The organism is Flavisolibacter ginsenosidimutans (genome assembly GCF_007970805.1).
GTDB classification, from domain to species: Bacteria; Bacteroidota; Bacteroidia; order Chitinophagales; family Chitinophagaceae; genus Flavisolibacter; species Flavisolibacter ginsenosidimutans.
The window spans coordinates 2,399,346-2,417,507 of record NZ_CP042433.1; the positions used below are offsets into that span (position 1 = coordinate 2,399,346).

The 18,162-nt window shown below is 48.6% G+C and carries 9 protein-coding genes; all 9 read right to left on the bottom strand.

The features are described 5' to 3' along the window. Positions 1-13: 13 nt before the first annotated feature. The 9 genes from FSB75_RS09845 to nagB all read right to left on the bottom strand — a co-directional run bounded on the left by FSB75_RS09845 (position 14) and on the right by nagB (position 18,137). On the bottom strand, positions 14-1,249 hold the full coding sequence (locus tag FSB75_RS09845; protein WP_146786358.1) for a DUF2264 domain-containing protein: 1,236 nt from the start codon (positions 1,247-1,249) through the stop codon (positions 14-16). A gap of 38 nt (positions 1,250-1,287) precedes the next feature. Continuing rightward, positions 1,288-2,529 (bottom strand): glycoside hydrolase family 88 protein, encoded by a 1,242-nt coding sequence (locus FSB75_RS09850; protein ID WP_146786361.1) that lies wholly within the window; start codon positions 2,527-2,529, stop codon positions 1,288-1,290. Positions 2,530-2,550: 21 nt separating this feature from the next. After that, positions 2,551-4,392, bottom strand: coding sequence for a glycoside hydrolase family 35 protein (locus tag FSB75_RS09855; protein ID WP_146786364.1), 1,842 nt, complete (start codon positions 4,390-4,392; stop codon positions 2,551-2,553). 125 nt (positions 4,393-4,517) lie between these two features. Continuing rightward, complete coding sequence (locus FSB75_RS09860) at positions 4,518-6,176, bottom strand: RagB/SusD family nutrient uptake outer membrane protein (protein WP_146786367.1); 1,659 nt, start codon at positions 6,174-6,176, stop codon at positions 4,518-4,520. A gap of 25 nt (positions 6,177-6,201) precedes the next feature. After that, entirely contained in the window at positions 6,202-9,204 is a 3,003-nt protein-coding gene (locus FSB75_RS09865) for a SusC/RagA family TonB-linked outer membrane protein (protein ID WP_146786370.1), read from the bottom strand. A gap of 230 nt (positions 9,205-9,434) precedes the next feature. Further along, on the bottom strand, positions 9,435-13,517 hold the full coding sequence (locus tag FSB75_RS09870) for a two-component regulator propeller domain-containing protein (protein ID WP_146786374.1): 4,083 nt from the start codon (positions 13,515-13,517) through the stop codon (positions 9,435-9,437). A 78-nt stretch (positions 13,518-13,595) separates the two neighbouring features. After that, the gene (locus FSB75_RS09875; protein ID WP_146786377.1) at positions 13,596-14,840 is read right to left on the bottom strand and encodes a glutamate-5-semialdehyde dehydrogenase; all 1,245 of its coding nucleotides are present in this window, start codon (positions 14,838-14,840) and stop codon (positions 13,596-13,598) included. Positions 14,841-14,857: 17 nt separating this feature from the next. After that, positions 14,858-15,883, bottom strand: a complete 1,026-nt coding sequence (gene proB / locus FSB75_RS09880; RefSeq protein WP_146786380.1) for a glutamate 5-kinase — start codon at positions 15,881-15,883, stop codon at positions 14,858-14,860. Between the two features lie 307 nt (positions 15,884-16,190). Next, positions 16,191-18,137 (bottom strand): glucosamine-6-phosphate deaminase, encoded by a 1,947-nt coding sequence (gene nagB, locus FSB75_RS09885; RefSeq protein ID WP_227990896.1) that lies wholly within the window; start codon positions 18,135-18,137, stop codon positions 16,191-16,193. Positions 18,138-18,162: the final 25 nt, after the last annotated feature.

Here is an 18,162-nt window from a genome sequence, read left to right on the forward strand (position 1 = left end):
TGTATAACCACAATTAAAGGTGAACGTCAAGTGCGTGGTCGGCGGGAATATCTTCACCGCTCCAGGCTTTTACCGCCGTCCACGGTTCGGCAGGAGAAGACCAGAATTCATCGTTCTCTGCCAAGCCCAAAGGCAGAAAAATTTCCGAGCACAAATAAAGACTACCGGTGGTAATGTAAACGTCGGCAATTGCGGGTTGCTTTCCACTCAGACCGATATTGAGCCAACCCGCAGCATCGAAACTTGATGAAGAACCAAGCGTCTTTTTTATCACAGCCGTCAAGGCGCTTCTCACTTGTGCGTGATGGAGCGATGCCGGTAATTCTTTCCGCAAGGCTTTGTCGGCCAAGTGGTGAAAAGCGCCGCCGCGGTAAACAATCGAACGGCCAAGAACGGGAAAGCTTCCGTCTGTATTAATCAATCGTTCCTGAATTTCTGCGTAGCGCTTGCTGATTTTTTCAAAGGATGGAAGAAAGAAATTATAGCCGTTGCTTTTTTGTTTGACGGTTTCCAATATTACGGCGAGGTAAGGTTGAATAACGTAGCTGTTGTAATAATCCAGATGAAAATTCATGCCGTCGGAGAACATGCCGTCGCCGGTGTACCAATGCTGCGAAAATTCGCGGATGCCGTAATCCATTCGCACGGCATCGTAAGGAAGATTGTAGCGGCAAAAGAAGGCTTCAATCATGCCTGAAAAAAGAAGCCAGTTTGAATAAACAGGAACCGTGTTGCGTGTGGTAAGAAATGCCGTTACGACTTGGCCTTTTTGCGTATCATTCAAAGCTTGCCACAACCACGGACAGCGAATCAAACCAAGTGCAAGAAAAGAAGCATCCACCAAGGGTTGGCCGCCGTCCCATTTCATGTAATCTTTTGCCGATGGATTTACCGCGTTGGCAAGGGCTTTCACCGACCACTCGCGGTACTGGTTGCGCAGGGCAATTTCTTCCTTTGTGCCGCCTTCTGAATTTAACCATGGCGCAATGCCGCTAAAGGTGCGGGCAAAGGCTTCGAGGTACATGACCTTGCTGCGGTTTGCGGCGTTGTCAATGCTTGGCGAAAGCACTTGTGGCATCTTTTCTTTTAGTTGGTCAGCCGCCAAGTTTTGCATTACCGGCCGCGCTACTTTATCCAAATAGTTGAGCCATGTTTGCCTGTCCGAAATGACCGCGGCTTTTTTTTGCTGCGCAGTTGCGTGCGCCGTAACAAACAAACAAAACACCAGAACGGATGCTGTGTACTTCATTGTTGCATTCTGCTTTTAAAACGTATGCGATTCTTCTTTTAATTTTTGAAAACAGCGTTTCCTTCTTTCAACTTCTTGTATCGCTGCAAGGCTTCCACGTAGTAATAATCGGCATAGGTTAAGGGCACGTCAACTTCGGTTTTGTTGGGCATATGACCAACGCAATGCTGCAAAAGAAAACCGCCGTTTGTGCCTTGCGTTGCTTTGTACGGCGGGTTGGATAAATTGCGCAAGATGGTTTCGGCAACGGCAAAATAATTGCGACTGTCCTTCTTGTCTGCGTAAGTACTTAATTCCAAAAGCGCCGAGGCCATGACCGCTCCCGCCGACGCATCACGCAAGGCGTTTGGAATGTCCGGCGCATTGAAATCCCAGTACGGAATTTTATCTGCCGGCAGGTTTGGATTGTTCAAAATGAAGCTTGCAATTTTTTCCGCCTGGTCTAAATATTTTTTATCCTTCGTCTCGCGGTACATCACCGTATAACCGTACAAGCCCCAGGCTTGCCCGCGGGCCCAGGCCGATTCGTTGCTGTAGCCCTGTGCCGTTTTCTTTTGTTGCACGTCACCGGTTTCGGGATTGTAATTCACCACGTGGTAAGAACTGCCGTCGGGACGAAAATGATTTTTCATCGTCGTGTTGGCATGCGTTACCGCAATCTTGTAAAACGACGAATCGCCCGAGAACCGCGTGGCCCAAAACAGGAGTTCAAGGTTCATCATGTTGTCGATGATGACAAGAAAATCCGAAGGCTTCGAATCCCACGATTTGATGCAGCCGACTTTTGGATTAAAGCGTGTGGAAAGTGATTTGGCGCTGGTAAGAAGTATATCGTCGTACGCAGCGCTTGGCGAAATTTTATTTGCGTTGCCAAAACTGCAATACATCATAAAGCCAAGGTCGTGTGTATGCGTGTTGGTCTTTTCTTTTTCCAGCAAAGCCAACATGCGCTTGGCTTCGGCCAGCAATTTTTCTTCTTTGGTTTGTTCGTATAAATTCAGCAAAGTGCCGGGATAAAAACCGCTGCACCACCAATCGGAACCCGAAGTTTCCAATTTGCCGGTTGCTGGATAAAACGTTTTGGGAAAACGTTCCGGCGGCAGGTTCTTCATCAACACTTCGTACTGCGCGGCTGCGTCCCCAAAATTCTTTTCGATGAAAGCGTTTGGCAAGCTGTTTTCCGTTGTTGCTTTTTTGGTATTGGAACAAGAGGCAAAACAAAGCAACAAACACAAAAAGCAAAGAGCACACAAAAGGTTTCGATTGGTAATTCTTGTCATGAGAGCAATCGGTTTTTAATTTTATTTCGCACTGTTTTTCACCGGCAAATTAAGCTCGTTTAAAATGGGCGTAGCAAGGCTTTTTAATTCGTTCTGCGCTGGCTTCAACAATTCCAAAACAACGATCTCGTTTTTGCCTTTTCGTAGCCACTCGGCCGGCACATAAAGGGTTTGTTGCGGGCCGATGCTCCAATATCGGCCAAGATTATGACCGTTGATCCAAACGCTGCCCTTGCCCCACTCCCGCATGTCCAAATACGTATCGCCGATCGTTTGCAAATCAAAACTTCCGCGCTTGAGAACAGGCGCATCGATTGTTGATTGACTCGATTTACTTGCAAACGATTTTACGTTTTCAAAAGGCAACGAGAACATTTGCCAGCCTTTTATTTCCTCACCATTAAAGCCTACGCTTTCCGTAATGCCTTTTTTATTTTTCAAAAGATAAGGGCCAAAGTTGATGCGTCCCAGATTCTCTACCAATATGTCTAATCTTGCTTTCCCATTTGGAAGGTTGAGCAAAACACTGTCTTGCTTTAATCGCCTGTCCAACACGCCAATTCTTTTGCCGTTGATGAAAACAAGACCGTAATCACGCAGGTCTTTTATTTTCAAGACGCCTCCCTTCCCACCGTTAATTGTTGAACGATACAACACAAAGCCGTAGGCCTGATTCAACTCTTCAAACGTTAGCGGTGTTGCGTTGGAGATTGGCTTTGGCAAATCATCAAAAAGATTGCTGGCCTGATTGAATTGAACAACAGGAATGACAATCGCGGGCTTGGTTGCAGGCACCGGAGGCAGTGCTTCACCAGCCGGCAAATGTTTCTCAATCACGGCACGAAACTGCATAAACTTCGGCGTTGCATTACCGGCTTCATCAAGCGGCGCATCGTAATCGTAACTGCTGATTTGCGGTTCGTACGGACTTCTGTCGTTATAATTCGCGCCGTTCATAAAGACTCTCGTTGTGCCGCCGTGAAACATATACATGTTGATGGAAATGCCTGCGCTTAAAACGCTGTCCAAGGCGGGAGCGTATTTTTCTGCGGCAACCGTGTGGTGTTTTGTTCCCCACCAATCGAACCAGGCCGGGTACCATTCGGCAATAAAGAAAGGACCTTTGCCATCGTGGTTCTTGCGAATGAGTCCCTTTACTTGCGCCGGTTTATCAAGGCCGTTTACCGCCGGCAATAAACCGGGAAGATGACCGGCCGCAACATCCTGTGCCGGATCGCAGGTATAAAGCAAACCGTCAAAACCCGCTTCCACAAAAAGTTTGCGATTGATGTCAAGATATTCCTTGTCGCTCCCGTACGAGCCGTACTCGTTTTCAATTTGCACCATCAAAATATTGCCGCCGTGATTAACCTGCAAAGGCGCCAGTTGCTTGCCCACTTGCAAAATATAATCGCGGTATTCTTTCAAGTATTGCGGCTCTTTGCTTCGCACTACCAAACCTTTTTCGTTTTGCAACCAATACGGATAGCCGCCAAACTCCCACTCGGCGCACACGTAAGGACTGGGGCGAAGGATCACCCACAGTCCTTCTTCTTGAGCGGTTTTTACAAAGGCGGCAATGTCGTTGTTGCCGGAAAAATCAAATTTGCCTTTTTGCGGTTCGTGCAGGTTCCAGAAAACATAGGTGCCGATGGTGTTCAATCCCATGGCCTTTGCCATTTTCATTCGCTGCCGCCAAGCTTCCCGCGGCACGCGGGGATAATGCATTTCACCGGAAATAATTTGGAAGACTTTACCGTCCAATAAAAAGGCGGAATCGCCCAAAGAAAAATTGTGTTTCGGTGTTTGCGCCGCTAACTGCAAAAACAAAAAAAAGCTTGCGGCCAGCATTGAAATTTTCATACGTCGCATATCTTCTTTGGCTTGATCAGTGAGAAGTAAAGTTTTTACCCGCAAGTCATTCAAAAATTAAAGGCCGGTTTAGCCTGTGCTTTACCGGCCTTTGCTTGCTCTGTGAGAAAAACAACTCAATATCCCGGGTTCTGTTCCAGCACCGCGTCCTTGTTCAGATCAATCTCTGATTGCGGTATGGGCAGTAAAAGGTTTTTGCTGGTTAAGCCCACAACCGGGTTGATGGTTTGCTTGTTGTAAGCCTGCGTGCGGGCAACCAATGTTCCGGTACGCATCAAGGTCATGCGGCGGTTTTCTTCGGCCAGCAGTTCTCTGGCTCTTTCGTCCAAAATAAAATCAAGGTTGATTTGCGCGGCGGTTACTTGCGAAGCACCCGCTCTTGTTCGCAGTGCATTGATGGATGCTGCGGCTTCGGCCAGCTTGCCTTGCTTGAATTGTGCCTCGGCTTGCAGCAAATAAGTCTCGCCCAGGCGCATCAAAATAAAATCTTTGGTCATGGCAAAACCAAATGTGCCATCAACATTGTTGGCAATAAAGTCGTACCATTTGGTGGTGTTCGGCGCAATCTTGAACAAGGTATCGGGACCCGTGTACGGAACTTGTAGTCCGTAATTCTTTCCCTGCGGATTGTTGTAATAATACCGCCGGCGAATGTTGTATTGGGAGTTGCGCATGTCGTTGTTCTCGTACAAGCCGTAAGCCACCCAATCGGTCAACCTCATGCGGGCAATGCCTCTGCCGCCAAGCGAATCCGCAATGATCATCGTAACGGTTTTGGTCGGATCATTCTTATCAACATCCGTCACCTGGTAATAAGCGGCACCCCAGTTGCGGCGTTGTTGGGGAGCGTTCGTATAACCACCCGGAACGGTATTGATGTTTTCCTCTTCCATTACCCAGATAGCCTCCTTGTTACCTTGATACCTTCTTTCGTTCCCGTAGATGAACATATCAGAAAACGGATCGCCAGGCTGACCAGCCCTGATGCCGTACCGTGTATTGGTCAATGCAAATTTTCCGCTGTTGATAATAGCCGCGGTTTGTTGCTCGGCCAAATCGGGTTTGTTTGCCCGCAAATAAACTTCGGCCAGAAGTTGCGCAGCCTGCCATTTGTTGGCACGTGCAGCAGGTTTGCCGTCGGCGTTTTTGATGGAGCCAAAGCCGCCCACATCGGAAAGATTGGCTACCGCGAACGTGAGATCCTGGATGATTAGATTGTTGACCTCATCCAACGAGTTCCTTGTATAGTTGGTCCTTGGTGTTGTTGTAGGCTCTGTAACTAACGGCACTTTGCCAAAACAGGTGGCCAAAATGTTGTATGCATAGCCTCTGAAAAAACGGGCTTCGGCACTGAAGCTGGCCTTTGTAGCGGCCGTTACGCCGGTTACCGCATCCGCGTTCTTGATGATGATGTTGGCATTGCTGATCATCCGGTAGGCCCAACTCCATGTATAGGAGGCAGCGCCATCGGTTGAGTTTAATTGCGTGTAATCGTAATACGGCACTTCAATGCCCTGCTTTTGCGAAGGTGGCACAAAAGCCACGTCGGTTCCGGCGTGCCATACACTCGGCCAGCCTTGTGGACCAGAATAACTAAAAAATGTACTGAGGTGATTGTACAAACCGATAATAGAGGCGTCAATGCCCAATGAATCGCCCAGTGTTTCCGGCGCCAGGGAAGAGTAAACATCTTCTTTTAGAAAATTTTTCTTGCAGGAAAAAAACAGCGGCAGGCTTATGCAGATGCCGATGAATATGATGAGTTTCTTTTTCATTTTTCAAACGAGTTTAATGAGTCAATTAACGGAGCGCTACGTTTATGCCGAACACAATCTCGCGGGTAAGCGGATAGTTGTTTGTCCAGTCGCCCGAACCACGGAAGGAATAGTTGTTCTCCGGGTCCCAGCCAATCCATTTTGTGAAGGTGTGAAGGTTTCTTCCGCTGGCATAAACCGTCAGGCTGCTCAGTTTTAATTTGTCCAGCAAACCTTGCGAGAACACGTAGCTCAGGGTCACGTCTTTTAACCGCGTGAAGCTGTTGTCAGATGGATAACCGTAACCTCTTGTATTGGTGTAAGCAAGCGAAGGCCTTGTCTGGCTTTTGTTTGCGGCCGTCCAATAACCCGTTTCTACCGGGATGTTCATGCGTCCCGCTTCATCTGCGTACGTCAGCGTTACGTTGTTTTTCAACGCTCCCTGGAAGGTTTGAATGAAAACGTTCAGGTGGAAATTTTTGTAGTGGAAGGTGTTGGTCAATCCGCCCGACCATTTCGGCGTTGTTTGGCCTTGAATTACCTTGTCATCAGACGTAACTTTTCCGTCGCCGTTGATGTCGGCAAATTTCAGGTCGCCGGGCTTGGCGCCGGGGTCCCATTTCGACGGGTCTTCGCCCACTTGCCAAACGCCAACCAGTTTGTAATCGTAAATTACGCCAATGGGCTGGCCAATGAACCAGCGGTTGCCCACATCGCTTTTCTGGTCGCCGTAGAGGTCAACGATTTTGTTTTTGTTGGCGGCGAAGACAATGCTGGTTTGCCAACGGAAATTTCGGCCCGTAATGTTCTCGGTGTTCAATGTAAGTTCAACGCCGTGGTTTGTTGTTTTGCCAAGATTGTCCAACACAAAACTATAACCCGTAATGTTGGGCAGGTTGCGCCGCAACAACAAGCCTTCCGTCTTTGTATCGTACATGTCAATGGAGCCGTTGATGCGGTTTTTCAGAATGCCAAAATCAAGGCCGATGTTCAAGGTCTTTGATGTTTCCCAATGCAGGTTTGCATTGCCCAAATTACTAGCCAATACACCCACGGTGCTGATGCCGCCAAAAGGATAACGAACCGTGCCTTCCTGTGTAATTGTTTGATAAACGCTGATGGCTTCGTTGCCGGATTTACCGTAAGAGCCACGTAGCTTCAACGCATTGACAGCACTGATATTTCTGATGAAGTTTTCATTCATCATGTTCCATCCAAGAGCAACAGAAGGAAACACACCGTACTTGCTTGTGTTTGCGCCCATCACAGAAGAACCGTCTCTTCTCGCCGTAACGGTCAACAAGTATTTGCTTTGATAAGAATAGTTGATACGGCCCATTTGCGAGAGCAGATCATATTTATCCCGGTAAGAGGTATTGCCCGTAAGGCTTGAGCCGGCCTCCAATCTGTTGAAGGATAATTCGTCATTAATAAACCCAATTGAACCTGCACCAAAGGTGAAGTAGTCTCGCTGCTGCGCACTAAAGAGGCCGGTAAAATCAACGTGATGCGCACCAAAATCTCTTGTATAAGAAAGAATGTTTTCAACGGTCCAGTTGGTCGTTTCTGATGTGGACAAAGAAGCAACGCCTCCCTGGGTGTTGCCGGCGGTTCTGCCCGCATAACTTCCAAAGCGGGTAGGCACGTAGGTATAGCCACCGTTCAGGCGGTACTTCAATCCTTTCAAAGCGCCGCCGAATTTTACTTCGGCGTAACCGTTGCCGGTTAAATTGCTGGCCCGGTCCGTTCTGTCAGAGTTCAAACCCAACAGCGGATTCATGTACAACAGTTCGGGGCTCATCGGGTAAATCTCGTAATTGCCCGTAGCGTTGTATTCCGTTCCATAAGGACTCATGGCTGCCGCTAAATAAAAGTTTGCCCGTCCGCCGTCGTAATTGTTGTTGGCAAAAGAAAGATTGGTACCGACGGTTAGAAAATCCGTTACGTTGATGTCGAGGTTCGACCGGATGCTGATGCGGCGGTATTGATAACCCTTCACCGCACCTTTCTGCTGCAGGTAATCGCCCGACAAATAATACCGAACGTCTTTTGATCCACCCGAAACGCTGAGGTTATGATCTTGCATGATTCCCTGCCGGGTAACGTCTTTCAGCCAGTCCACGGTGTGGCCGGCGTTGTAGTTGGTCACTTCAAAATTGTTGGGCAACACGCCTTGGTTTGCAGAAGGCACTTGCGCTTTGTAGTCGGCGTATTTTTGAACGTAAGCTTCGGGGCTGAGCGGCGTTAGCCAATGCGAAAGGTTATCAAAACCCGTGTAGGCATTGTAACGAATGACCGGCTTGCCGGTAAGTCCTCTTTTCGTGGTAATTAATATGACACCGTTTGCGCCGTTTACACCGTAAATGGCCGTAGCGGATGCGTCTTTCAAAACTTCGATAGACGCGATATCGTTTGGATTAATGTCGTTAGTGACCGCACCGGTTTTGCTAAAAGGAACGCCGTCCACAACAAGATAAGGACCGGTGCCTGCCGTAATGGTGTTTTGTCCGCGAACGAGTACCGTTGCGGAACTGCCCGGAACGGACGAGGTCTGCGACACGTTTACACCCGCAACCGAACCTTCAATGGCGTGAAGAATGTTGGTCACCGGCAGTTCGGTAAGCCTTGTTTTCGGAACCGACGATACAGAGCCGGTAACGTCGCTTCTTTTTTGCGTGCCATAACCCACAACTACAATGTCGGTCATCATCTGGCTGTTGGCCGAAAGCTTTACGTCAATGCTTGTGCGGTTGTTCACCGGGATTTCCTGTGCATTAAAACCGACAGATGTAACAACCAAAACGTCGTTCGGCTTCGTAGAAATGCTGAACGCACCCGCTTCGTCGGTTTGCACAGTGGTGGTGGTGCCCTTCACCTGAACAGTGGCGTTGGCCAACACACCGTCCACGGTAGTTACTTTACCCCGAACCGTTTGTTGGGCAAAAAGAAAGGTTGAAAAAAATAAAAAGAGCGGTAAAAAGAAGAGGCGATGTTTTGGAGCCATCTTCACAACACGATCCGGAAAGCAATAGCTGCAATCTTTCATCATATAGCAGAATTTAAATTGAAGAGAAAGATGCCATTGGCCGTCCTGTTCCAATGACAGAACTAAAGTAGGTTCGTTTTTGCGCCACGCACGGGGGACAAATGATAAAAAGGGGTGGGTAAAATCATAGCGCCTTAAAATTTTTTCATTGAAAATCAGCCCGTTCAAGAATTAAGGCAAAATTTGCTTCCGGCTTGTGAGCTTATCGCAGAAAGATGAAAAGAGCCACGGGCTTAATTGCTTGCGGTCTTGCTGCCCAAAACCCTGCGGTAGCGCTTCACGTAATCAGAAGGATTCATTTGGAAGAGCTTTTGAAATTGCTCGCGGAAGTAGCGAACATCATTAAAGCCGGTGAGGTAAGTAACTTCCAAGATGGTTTTGTCGGTACTGAGCAGCAGTTCGGCTGCTTTGCGCAAGCGGATGTAGCGAATAAAAACATTGACGGTGAGTCCCGACACAGCCTTTACTTTTTTATACAGGCTTGGATGGCTCATGCCGATTTCCCGGCAAAAAGTGCCGATGGCAAATTCCGGATTGTCAATGTGCGCCTCTACAATGGCGATGCACTTTTCAATAAAAACTTTGTGTTCGCCGGAAAGATTGGAAGCCGGCTTCAGCGTAACCGCGTTGAAGAAATACTGCTTCATGCGGCTGCGTTCTTTTAAGATGTTTTCAATTCGGGCCTGAATGATTTCTTTGTCGAAAGGTTTTAAAATGTAATCTTCAGCCCCGCCCTGAATGCCTTCCAATTTGGCTTTGTCGGAGGCGCTGCCGGTGAGCAGAACCACCGGAATGTGCGCAACGGCGGGATTGCTTTTTATTTTCTGGCAAAGCTCAATGCCGCTCACGTTTTTCATCATCACATCACTTATAACAATATCAGGAATCTCGGTTACCGCCAATTCGTATCCTTCGGCGCCGTCCGCAGCTTCGTAAACAGTGAAGCCGCTGGAAAAAACCTGCACGATGTAGGAGCGCATCTCGGCGTTGTCGTCCACTACCAGCATTACCGGAAGCTCTGACCTAAGCTTATCAAGCACGGCCGATTGCTTCGGCACCGCCGGCACCGTTTCTGTTGCTTCGTTTTCGGCCACGGCTTCTTCTACCAGTTCTGACAAAATCGTTTTCCCGCTTTTGTAATCTTCGCTGATATAAGCCGAGCCGTAATGTTCCTTGCCTTTTAAAAGCCGCAGGCAAAATTCTGTACCGGCGCCCGGTGTGCTTTTGTACGTAAGCTCGCCTTTGTGCGCCTCCGCCAGTTTGCGGGAGACGTACAAACCCACACCAAACCCGCTTTCTTTTGTCCCTTCAGGCTGACCAACCCGGTAAAAAGAATCAAACAATTTTTCGCCCGCTTCCACCGGAATGCCACAACCTGTATCGCTGACCTTTATTAGAAACTCGTTTTCTGTTTCTGCAATCATCAGTGCAATCCTGCCCCCCGCTTCCGTGTATTTGAAAGCATTGGAAAGAAGATTGAAAAGAATGATTTCGATCTTTTCTTTGTCGCCGTAAATCAACACTTCCCCCTCGTCCTGTTGGAATGAAAAGTCAATTGTTTTGCAAAGAGCGTGTTGGCTAAAACTTAAGAAGACTTCCCGGCAGGCTTCCATTAGATCAAATTTTTCAATCCGCAACTGCTCTTCTACCGACTCCACCTTGCGGAAAAGGAGCAGTTGATCGACGAGGCTTAACAAACGCCTTGCGTTGCGGTACACGGTCGAAATTTGTTTCCGGTCTTTTTCCCTTTCGTGTGTTGTCATCAATTCCTTCAACGGATTAATGATCAGCGTTAGCGGTGTGCGAAACTCATGCGAAATGTGGGTGAAGAAGGAGATTTTTTTCTCCGTGATTTCCTTCTCTTTTTCTTTCTCAAGCAAGGCCAGTTTCACTTCGTACTTTAACCGCTCCTCCCGCCTGTTGTAAAGCATATAGCTGTAAACAGCCGCACCGGTAATCGCAAGGTAAAGCAGGTAAGCCCACCAGGAACGATACCACGGCGGAAGAACGGTGATGGTTAGTAAAGTTGTTTCGCCTCCCCAGATGCCGGCCGCATTGGTTACTTTGATCTTGAATTTGTACGTTCCTTCTTTTAATCTTGCGTAGTTTGCCGTGCGGCTGTTGCCCGCATGGTTCCAGGATTTGTCCCATCCTTCCAACGTGTAAGCGTATTGTACCTTGTCGGCGCCGGAATACTCAAGCGCTACAAAATCGAGTGAAAGAAAAGCATGGTCATAAGGAACGCTGACGCTTTCGATTTTTTCAAAATTGCGCTCGGTAACAAAAGAACTGTCTTCTTCCACCGACTTGTTGTTGACACGAAGACCGGTTAAAAAAACAGGCGGCATTTCTTTTCTTTCCTGTACGCTATCGGGATAAAAGATATTGAAGCCTTTGATGCCGCCAAACAGAAACTCACCCGACTGCAATACCAGCGCAGCGTTGAAGCTAAACTGGTTGCTTTGCAAGCCATCCGACTGGGAAAAATTTCGACAAGTTTTTGTGGTCACGTTAAACTTGCACAAGCCGTTGTACGTACTCAGCCAAAGGTTGCCGCTGCGGTCTTCCAGCATGCGCAAAACGGTATTGCTTGGAAGTCCTTCGGAAGTTGTAAAGCGAACAAAACGGCCGGTAGCCCGGTTGAACAAAAGCAAGCCGCCGCCGTCGGTTCCAATCCAAAAATTGCCCGCTTGGTCTTCGTGAATGCATCGTACCGTATTGCCTACCGGAAATGTCTTGTGCCTTTTGTTGAGGGGATCAATGTTAATAACAGAAGAATAGTTGCCGCCCCAGATTTCGCCGTTGCGGTCTTCGGCCAGACATTGCAGGTTGCTGATGCTTTCGTCAAACAACTCGAAACGAGCCGCCGGCCTGTTGAACAAATACAAAGTACCGTCGTTGGTAGTGCTCACCCATAACCGGCGGCGTTTGTCTTCAAACACAAGCCAGGCATTGTTTTCCACCGAACCGGTTTTGGGGTTGCGGCAGCTAAAATGTTCAAATGATTTTGCGCCTTTTCGCAAGCGGTTTACGCCGCCAAACCAGGTAGTGAACCACGTATCCCCAACCGAATCGCGGAGAATATTGGTGACGAAATTGCTGCTGATTGAACTTGGGTTGGAAGCATCGTGAACAAAGCTGGTAAAGGCGTTTTTCTGCCGGTTCCAATAACGCAGCCCTGCGCCGTCGGTTCCAATCCACAGGCTGTGCGTATCGTCTTCGCAAAACGAAAGAATAAAATTGTTGATGTCATTTTCTTTTTGAACCGAAACCGGGCAGGTGATGTGCCGGAATGCGCTGGTGCGTGGCTTTACCACGTTGATGCCGCCGCGCAACGTGCCAAACCATTTTCCGCCTTCATGGTCTTCGTAAATGGCATAAACGGCATTGCTGTTGATTTTTGGTGAGCCATTGGCAGAAAGATAAGACGTCGGCGAACCCTGACTTATCGGTACTGTCCAAACACCGCCGCCATCCGAAGCAATCCACAAAACATGCTGACGATCTTCCATTAAATTCATCACCTTGTAAGAAGCAGGCAGCAGGTTTTGTGAAAAGATATTCTTTACGTTGTCGTACCGAAACAGCCCTTCTTCACAGCCCAGCCACAGCGTTCCTTTGCTGTCCACTTTCAGGCATTCGGCATTTTTTATTTTGCCGTTCACAAAAAGAAGCCGCCGCTGTTTAACGTCGTATTGAAACAGCCCGAAATCTTTTACAAACACCCAGGTAATTTGCCGTTGCGCATCAAAGGCTAGCGCCGTCGCCTCGTAATTTCCTTCCACACCTTTTGCTTCTTCCAGCGGTATTTGCAAACCGGTGTGACTGCCTTTTTCAAAAACAAAGAGTCCCTTGTTCTTAACACCCACCAGCATACACGTACCGTTGTTTACGTTTTGAATTGCATTCACACCAAGGTGTGTCATTTCTACAACGGATCCATTCAGGGACTTGTATTGCAGCGAAGAAAAAGTAGAACGCACGGGATTGTAGATGCTCAATGCATTTTCGCAACCAATCCACAGGTTGTGTGCTGCATCACTTTCAATTGAGCTGATGTGATTGTCGGCAAGCGAAGTTTTATCGCCGATGACGTTGCGAAAAATTTTAAAACCGTAGCCGTCGTAACGGTTCAGGCCATCGTAGGTGCCAAACCAAAGAAAGCCGTTGTGATCCTGGTAAATACTGGTAACTGCGTTGTTGGAAAGGCCTTGCTCGATGCCCAAATAAGCCATGCCCGTATCGTCGGTGGCAAAGCAGGTGGTGCGCAGCAGGCAAAAAAGCACAAGCAATCCCAAACAGCAATTTCTTCCCATATGCTTTAGTAACGTGAGGAAACGAAAACGGAATGTAAACGAAATCCTGCAAACAGCAACCTGCTCTATCGGCTTCGCTTAGCGGATTTGTCCCTGGCCGCTGACCACCCATTTTTCCGTTACCAGTTTTTCCAGCGCAAAAGGCCCGCGTGCATGAAGCTTTTGGGTAGAGATGCCGATTTCGGCGCCGAGGCCAAATTCCTCGCCGTCGGTAAAACGAGTGGATGCGTTTTCGTAAACAACCGCTGCATCCACCGCTTGAAGAAATGTCTTGCACACGGCTTTATTTTCCGAAACGATTGCCTCCGAATGTTTGGTAGAATAGGCTTGAATGTGGTCAAGCGCTTCGTTCAATCCGTTCACCGTTTTCACCGAGCATTTCAAACTTAAAAATTCAGTACCGAAACTTTCCGCCGTCGCCTTGTGTAAGAACGGATAGCCTTTCAACAAACGATGCGCCGTTGCATCAGCAAAAATTTGGACGCCGTGCTTTTCAAACTCTGCGGCAAGCGCAGAAAGAAAAGGCGCCGCAATTTTTTTATCAAGGAGCAAGGTATCCATTGAATTGCACACCGAAGGCCTTGACACTTTTGCGTTCTCCACAATGCGCAGTGCTTTGGTCAAATCGGCTTCTTCGTGCACGTACACATGGCAAACGCCTGCGCCGGTTTCAATCACCGGAACAAGGCTGTTTTTGCGCACGGTTTCAATGAGACTTTGCGAGCCACGCGGAATGATGACGTCAACGTAAGCCGTTGCGGTAAACAAGTGTTGCAAGCTGCTTCTGTCGCTGGGCAACAGGCCCACACACTGCGGTGAAAGACCGGCTTCTTTTAGCGCACGGTGAATGATTTTAACCGCGGCAATATTGGTTTCTTCGGCATGCTTGCTGCCTTTCAACAAACAGGCGTTTTTACTGCGCAGACACAAGGCGGCGGTATCAAAGGTTACGTTCGGTCTCGATTCGTAAATCATGCCCACCACGCCAAAAGGAGCCGTGCGTTTCTGCAGCAACAAACCGTTCTTTAATTTTCGTTTTACCAGCAATTGATCAACGGGCGAAGGCAAGCCTGCAACGGAGCGAATGGCCGCTGCAATGTTTTTAATCCGCGCCTCGTTCAGCAGCAAGCGATCTGCCATTGGGTCGTTTGCGCCCAATCGCTGCACATCCTTGCGGTTGGCTTTAATAAGATTTGCCGTTCCTTCTTCAACATGCGACGCCATCTTTTCCAGGGCCGTTTGCACGGTCTCTTCACTCGCCAGTTGCAAGGCCCGCGAAGCCTTGTGCGTATCCCTGATTATTTTGTCAACATTCGTTGTCATTGCTGATCGTTAACGGTTCAAAAAAGAACGATGTCGTCGGCGTGCGCCACCATCACGTCTTTTCGCTTGGTGCGCAAATCATCCGCCTTGTATTTCATTTTGGCTACGCCGACGATGCCTTTTCCGGCAACGGTCAACTGCACTACTTCGCCTGCAAGAAAGCTTCGCTCAACGCAAACCACACCCACAAGCAACAAACTTTTTCGTTGCAGCAACGCTTCGTGAGCGCCTTCATCAATTTGCACTGAGCCGATCGTAATCGAGCCGCTTGCTAACCATTTTTTGCGGTCGTTCAGCGAAGAATGTTTCGGCGCAAACGTAGTACCGCCTTCGCCGTTCAGGGCTTTTAAAAACGACTGCGCATCGTCAATGCCGCAGTAGATTGTTTTGATGCCGAGCGACGTTGCCAATTTGGTAAACGTGAGCTTTGAAGCCATGCCGCCGGTGCCGTGTACCGACTGGTCTTTTCGCAAATACGAAAGCACGTGGTCAATTTCTTCTACATGCGGAATGATGTTGTTGCTTTCATCCCTGTAGCCGCCGGCCGTGGTACAAAAAAGCAAAGCACTTGCGTTGAAGGCAATGGCAAGCAAAGTCGCCAGCTCGTCATTGTCAGAAAATTTTAATTCAAAATTGCTCACTACATCGTTCTCGTTTACGATGGGAACAACGTTGTTGGCCCAGAGCTCGGAAAGCGTTTCGCGCAGTTGCAAAAACTGCGAACGTTCGGCAAAATGGTGCCGCTCCAAAAGTGCCTGTGCCACTTGCAAGCCGTGTTCGGAAAAGCGGGAAGCGTATTCTTTTATCAGCAAGGGATTGCCAATAGCAGCGGCGGCTTTTCGCTGCGTTAAACTGCGGTCGTAGCCTTTCAGAAATGCTTTCCCGCTGCTTACCGCGCCGCTCGAAACCAACAACACGTTGTGTGCCTTTGTCAATCCCGCAATTTGATTGACGATGCTTTGAATGATGGGCAAAGACAAATCACCCGATGCCGCGGTTAACACGGAAGAACCAACCTTGATGACGAAAACCGATTTTGCCATGACCGACTCAATGCAATCAAAAATAGGCGATAAAGCGGGAAAGGAATGGTGTCAGGACGAACGCAGAATTTAGGCCAACGGGTTGACTGTCGTTTGCATTCTGCGCTAAAGCCCTTGCTGGAACTGCATTTCAGCGCGTTGCGTTTTGGTTAGACGCCGTAGTTAAAAGCAAAATATGTTCTGCCTTTGCAGCAAGGCGGCTTTAGTTTTGAAGTAGTTTATCAAACAAAGAATTTCAACTTTTTTCAAATAGCAAGCAATCGTTAGATCGTCCCGCATTTCCATGCGGGATTTTTTTTGTCTCTTTTCAATACGTCCACCGAACGAATGCTTCCATAGCAGCGTATCGCGTTAAACCCAGTTGCGCATACAGTTCTGCCGTGTGTGCGTTGCGGTCTTCGGCACGCTGCCAAAATTCTCTTGCATCACTTCCCTGGAACGGCACCGTATCTTTTTGCGATTGGTGAATAAAAATGCCGAAACGCTTTTTGCGTACCTGGTCGGGACTCATGGGCACGGCCATTTCTATTTCGCTGATGTCCCACTCCTGCCAGGCGCCTTTGTAGAGCCACAGCCAACAATCCTTTATCCACGCGTCGCCATCGGCTTTTATTCGCCGCAAGGCTTCAAAAACAATGTCAAGGCAAACGCGGTGTGTTCCGTGCGGATCGGCCAGATCGCCGGCTGCATAAACCTGTTGCGGTTTTACCTTCCGGAGCAAGTCAACGGTAATGCGAATGTCTTCTTCACTCATCGGTGCTTTTTCAATGGCGCCGGTTTCGTAAAAAGGAAGATTAAGAAAATGAATGCCTTCTTCTTTAATGCCCACGTAGCGGCAAGTGGCCGCGGCTTCGCAACGCCGAATGAGTCCTTTGATGGCGCGAATGTCTTCGGTGTCTACCTGGTTTGACTTTTTGTTTTTTAGAAACGCTCTGGCTTCGCTTAAAACATCGCGGGCCGGTTTGCTGTCGCGGGCAAACATTTCTTCAAAGCCAACGGCAAAATCCAAAAAGCGGGTGACAAATTCGTCGGTGACGGCAATGTTGCCGGAGGTTTGATAAGCTACGTGTACGTCGTGCCCCTGGTCGTGCAAACGTTGAAAGGTACCGCCCATGGAGATGATGTCATCATCGGGATGCGGCGAAAAAATGAGGCAGCGTTTCGGGTAAGGCTCGGAACGTTCGGGATGAGCGGGAATAACCGCGTTTGGCTTGCCGCCGGGCCAGCCGGTGATGGTATCACGCATGGCATAAAACACCTGCAGGTTGATTTCGTAGGCATCGCCTTTTTCTACCAAAAGGTCGCTCAATCCGTATTCGTTGTAATCGTTGTTGGTTAAGCTGAGAATCGGTTTTTCCAGGTGCAGCGCCATGTCCACCACGGCCTTTTTCATCATTTTCGGCGTCCACTCAATTTCGCCCGTTAGCCAGGGCGATTTAAACCGCGTTAGTTGCGAGGCGGCTTGTTCATCCATCACAAAGGTTGCGTCGTCGTGCGTTTGCAAAAGCGAAGCCGGTACGCTTTCGGTTACGTCGCCTTCCACTGCTTTTTGAATCACGGGCGCCTTGGTGTTGCCCCATCCCATCAGGATGATTTTTTTGGCTTTTAAGATGGTGGAGATGCCCATGGTGAGTGCCAGGCGCGGCACGTCGCTCATGCCCTGGAACTCGTAGGCATTGGCCAGCCGCGTGGAGTTTTCAAGGCTTACCATCCTTGTTTTGGAATGAATGCTGGAACCGGGTTCGTTAAAGCCGATGTGGCCGTTAACGCCGATGCCGAGAATCTGCAAATCAATACCGCCAACCAAAGCAATCATTCTTTCGTAATCGGCGCAATGTTCTTTTATTTTTTCTTTGGGCACTTCGCCGTCGGGAATAAAACAATTTGAAGGGTCAATGTCCACCTTGTCGAAGAGTTGCGTTTTCATAAAGCGGTTGTAACTCTGAAGCGCATCTTTTTCAATAGGGTAATATTCATCCAGGTTAAAGGCAATCACGTGCCGGAAGCTCAGGCCTTCTTCGCGGTGCAGGCGCACGAGTTCGGCATACAGGAGTTTCGGCGTTGAGCCGGTGGCAAGCCCCAATACGCAATGTTCACCGGCATCGGCCTTTGCCCGCATCAGCAACGCAACCTGCTGCGCCACCCATTTTGCGCCTTCGGCCGGCGTTGAAAAAATTTGCGTGGAAATGCGTTCCAACGAATCGGTTAAGTCAATTTCCTTGTTTGCCTGGTTCGTGAGCATATGATTTTTCATTTATTTTTTGGGATGGCAACTGCGC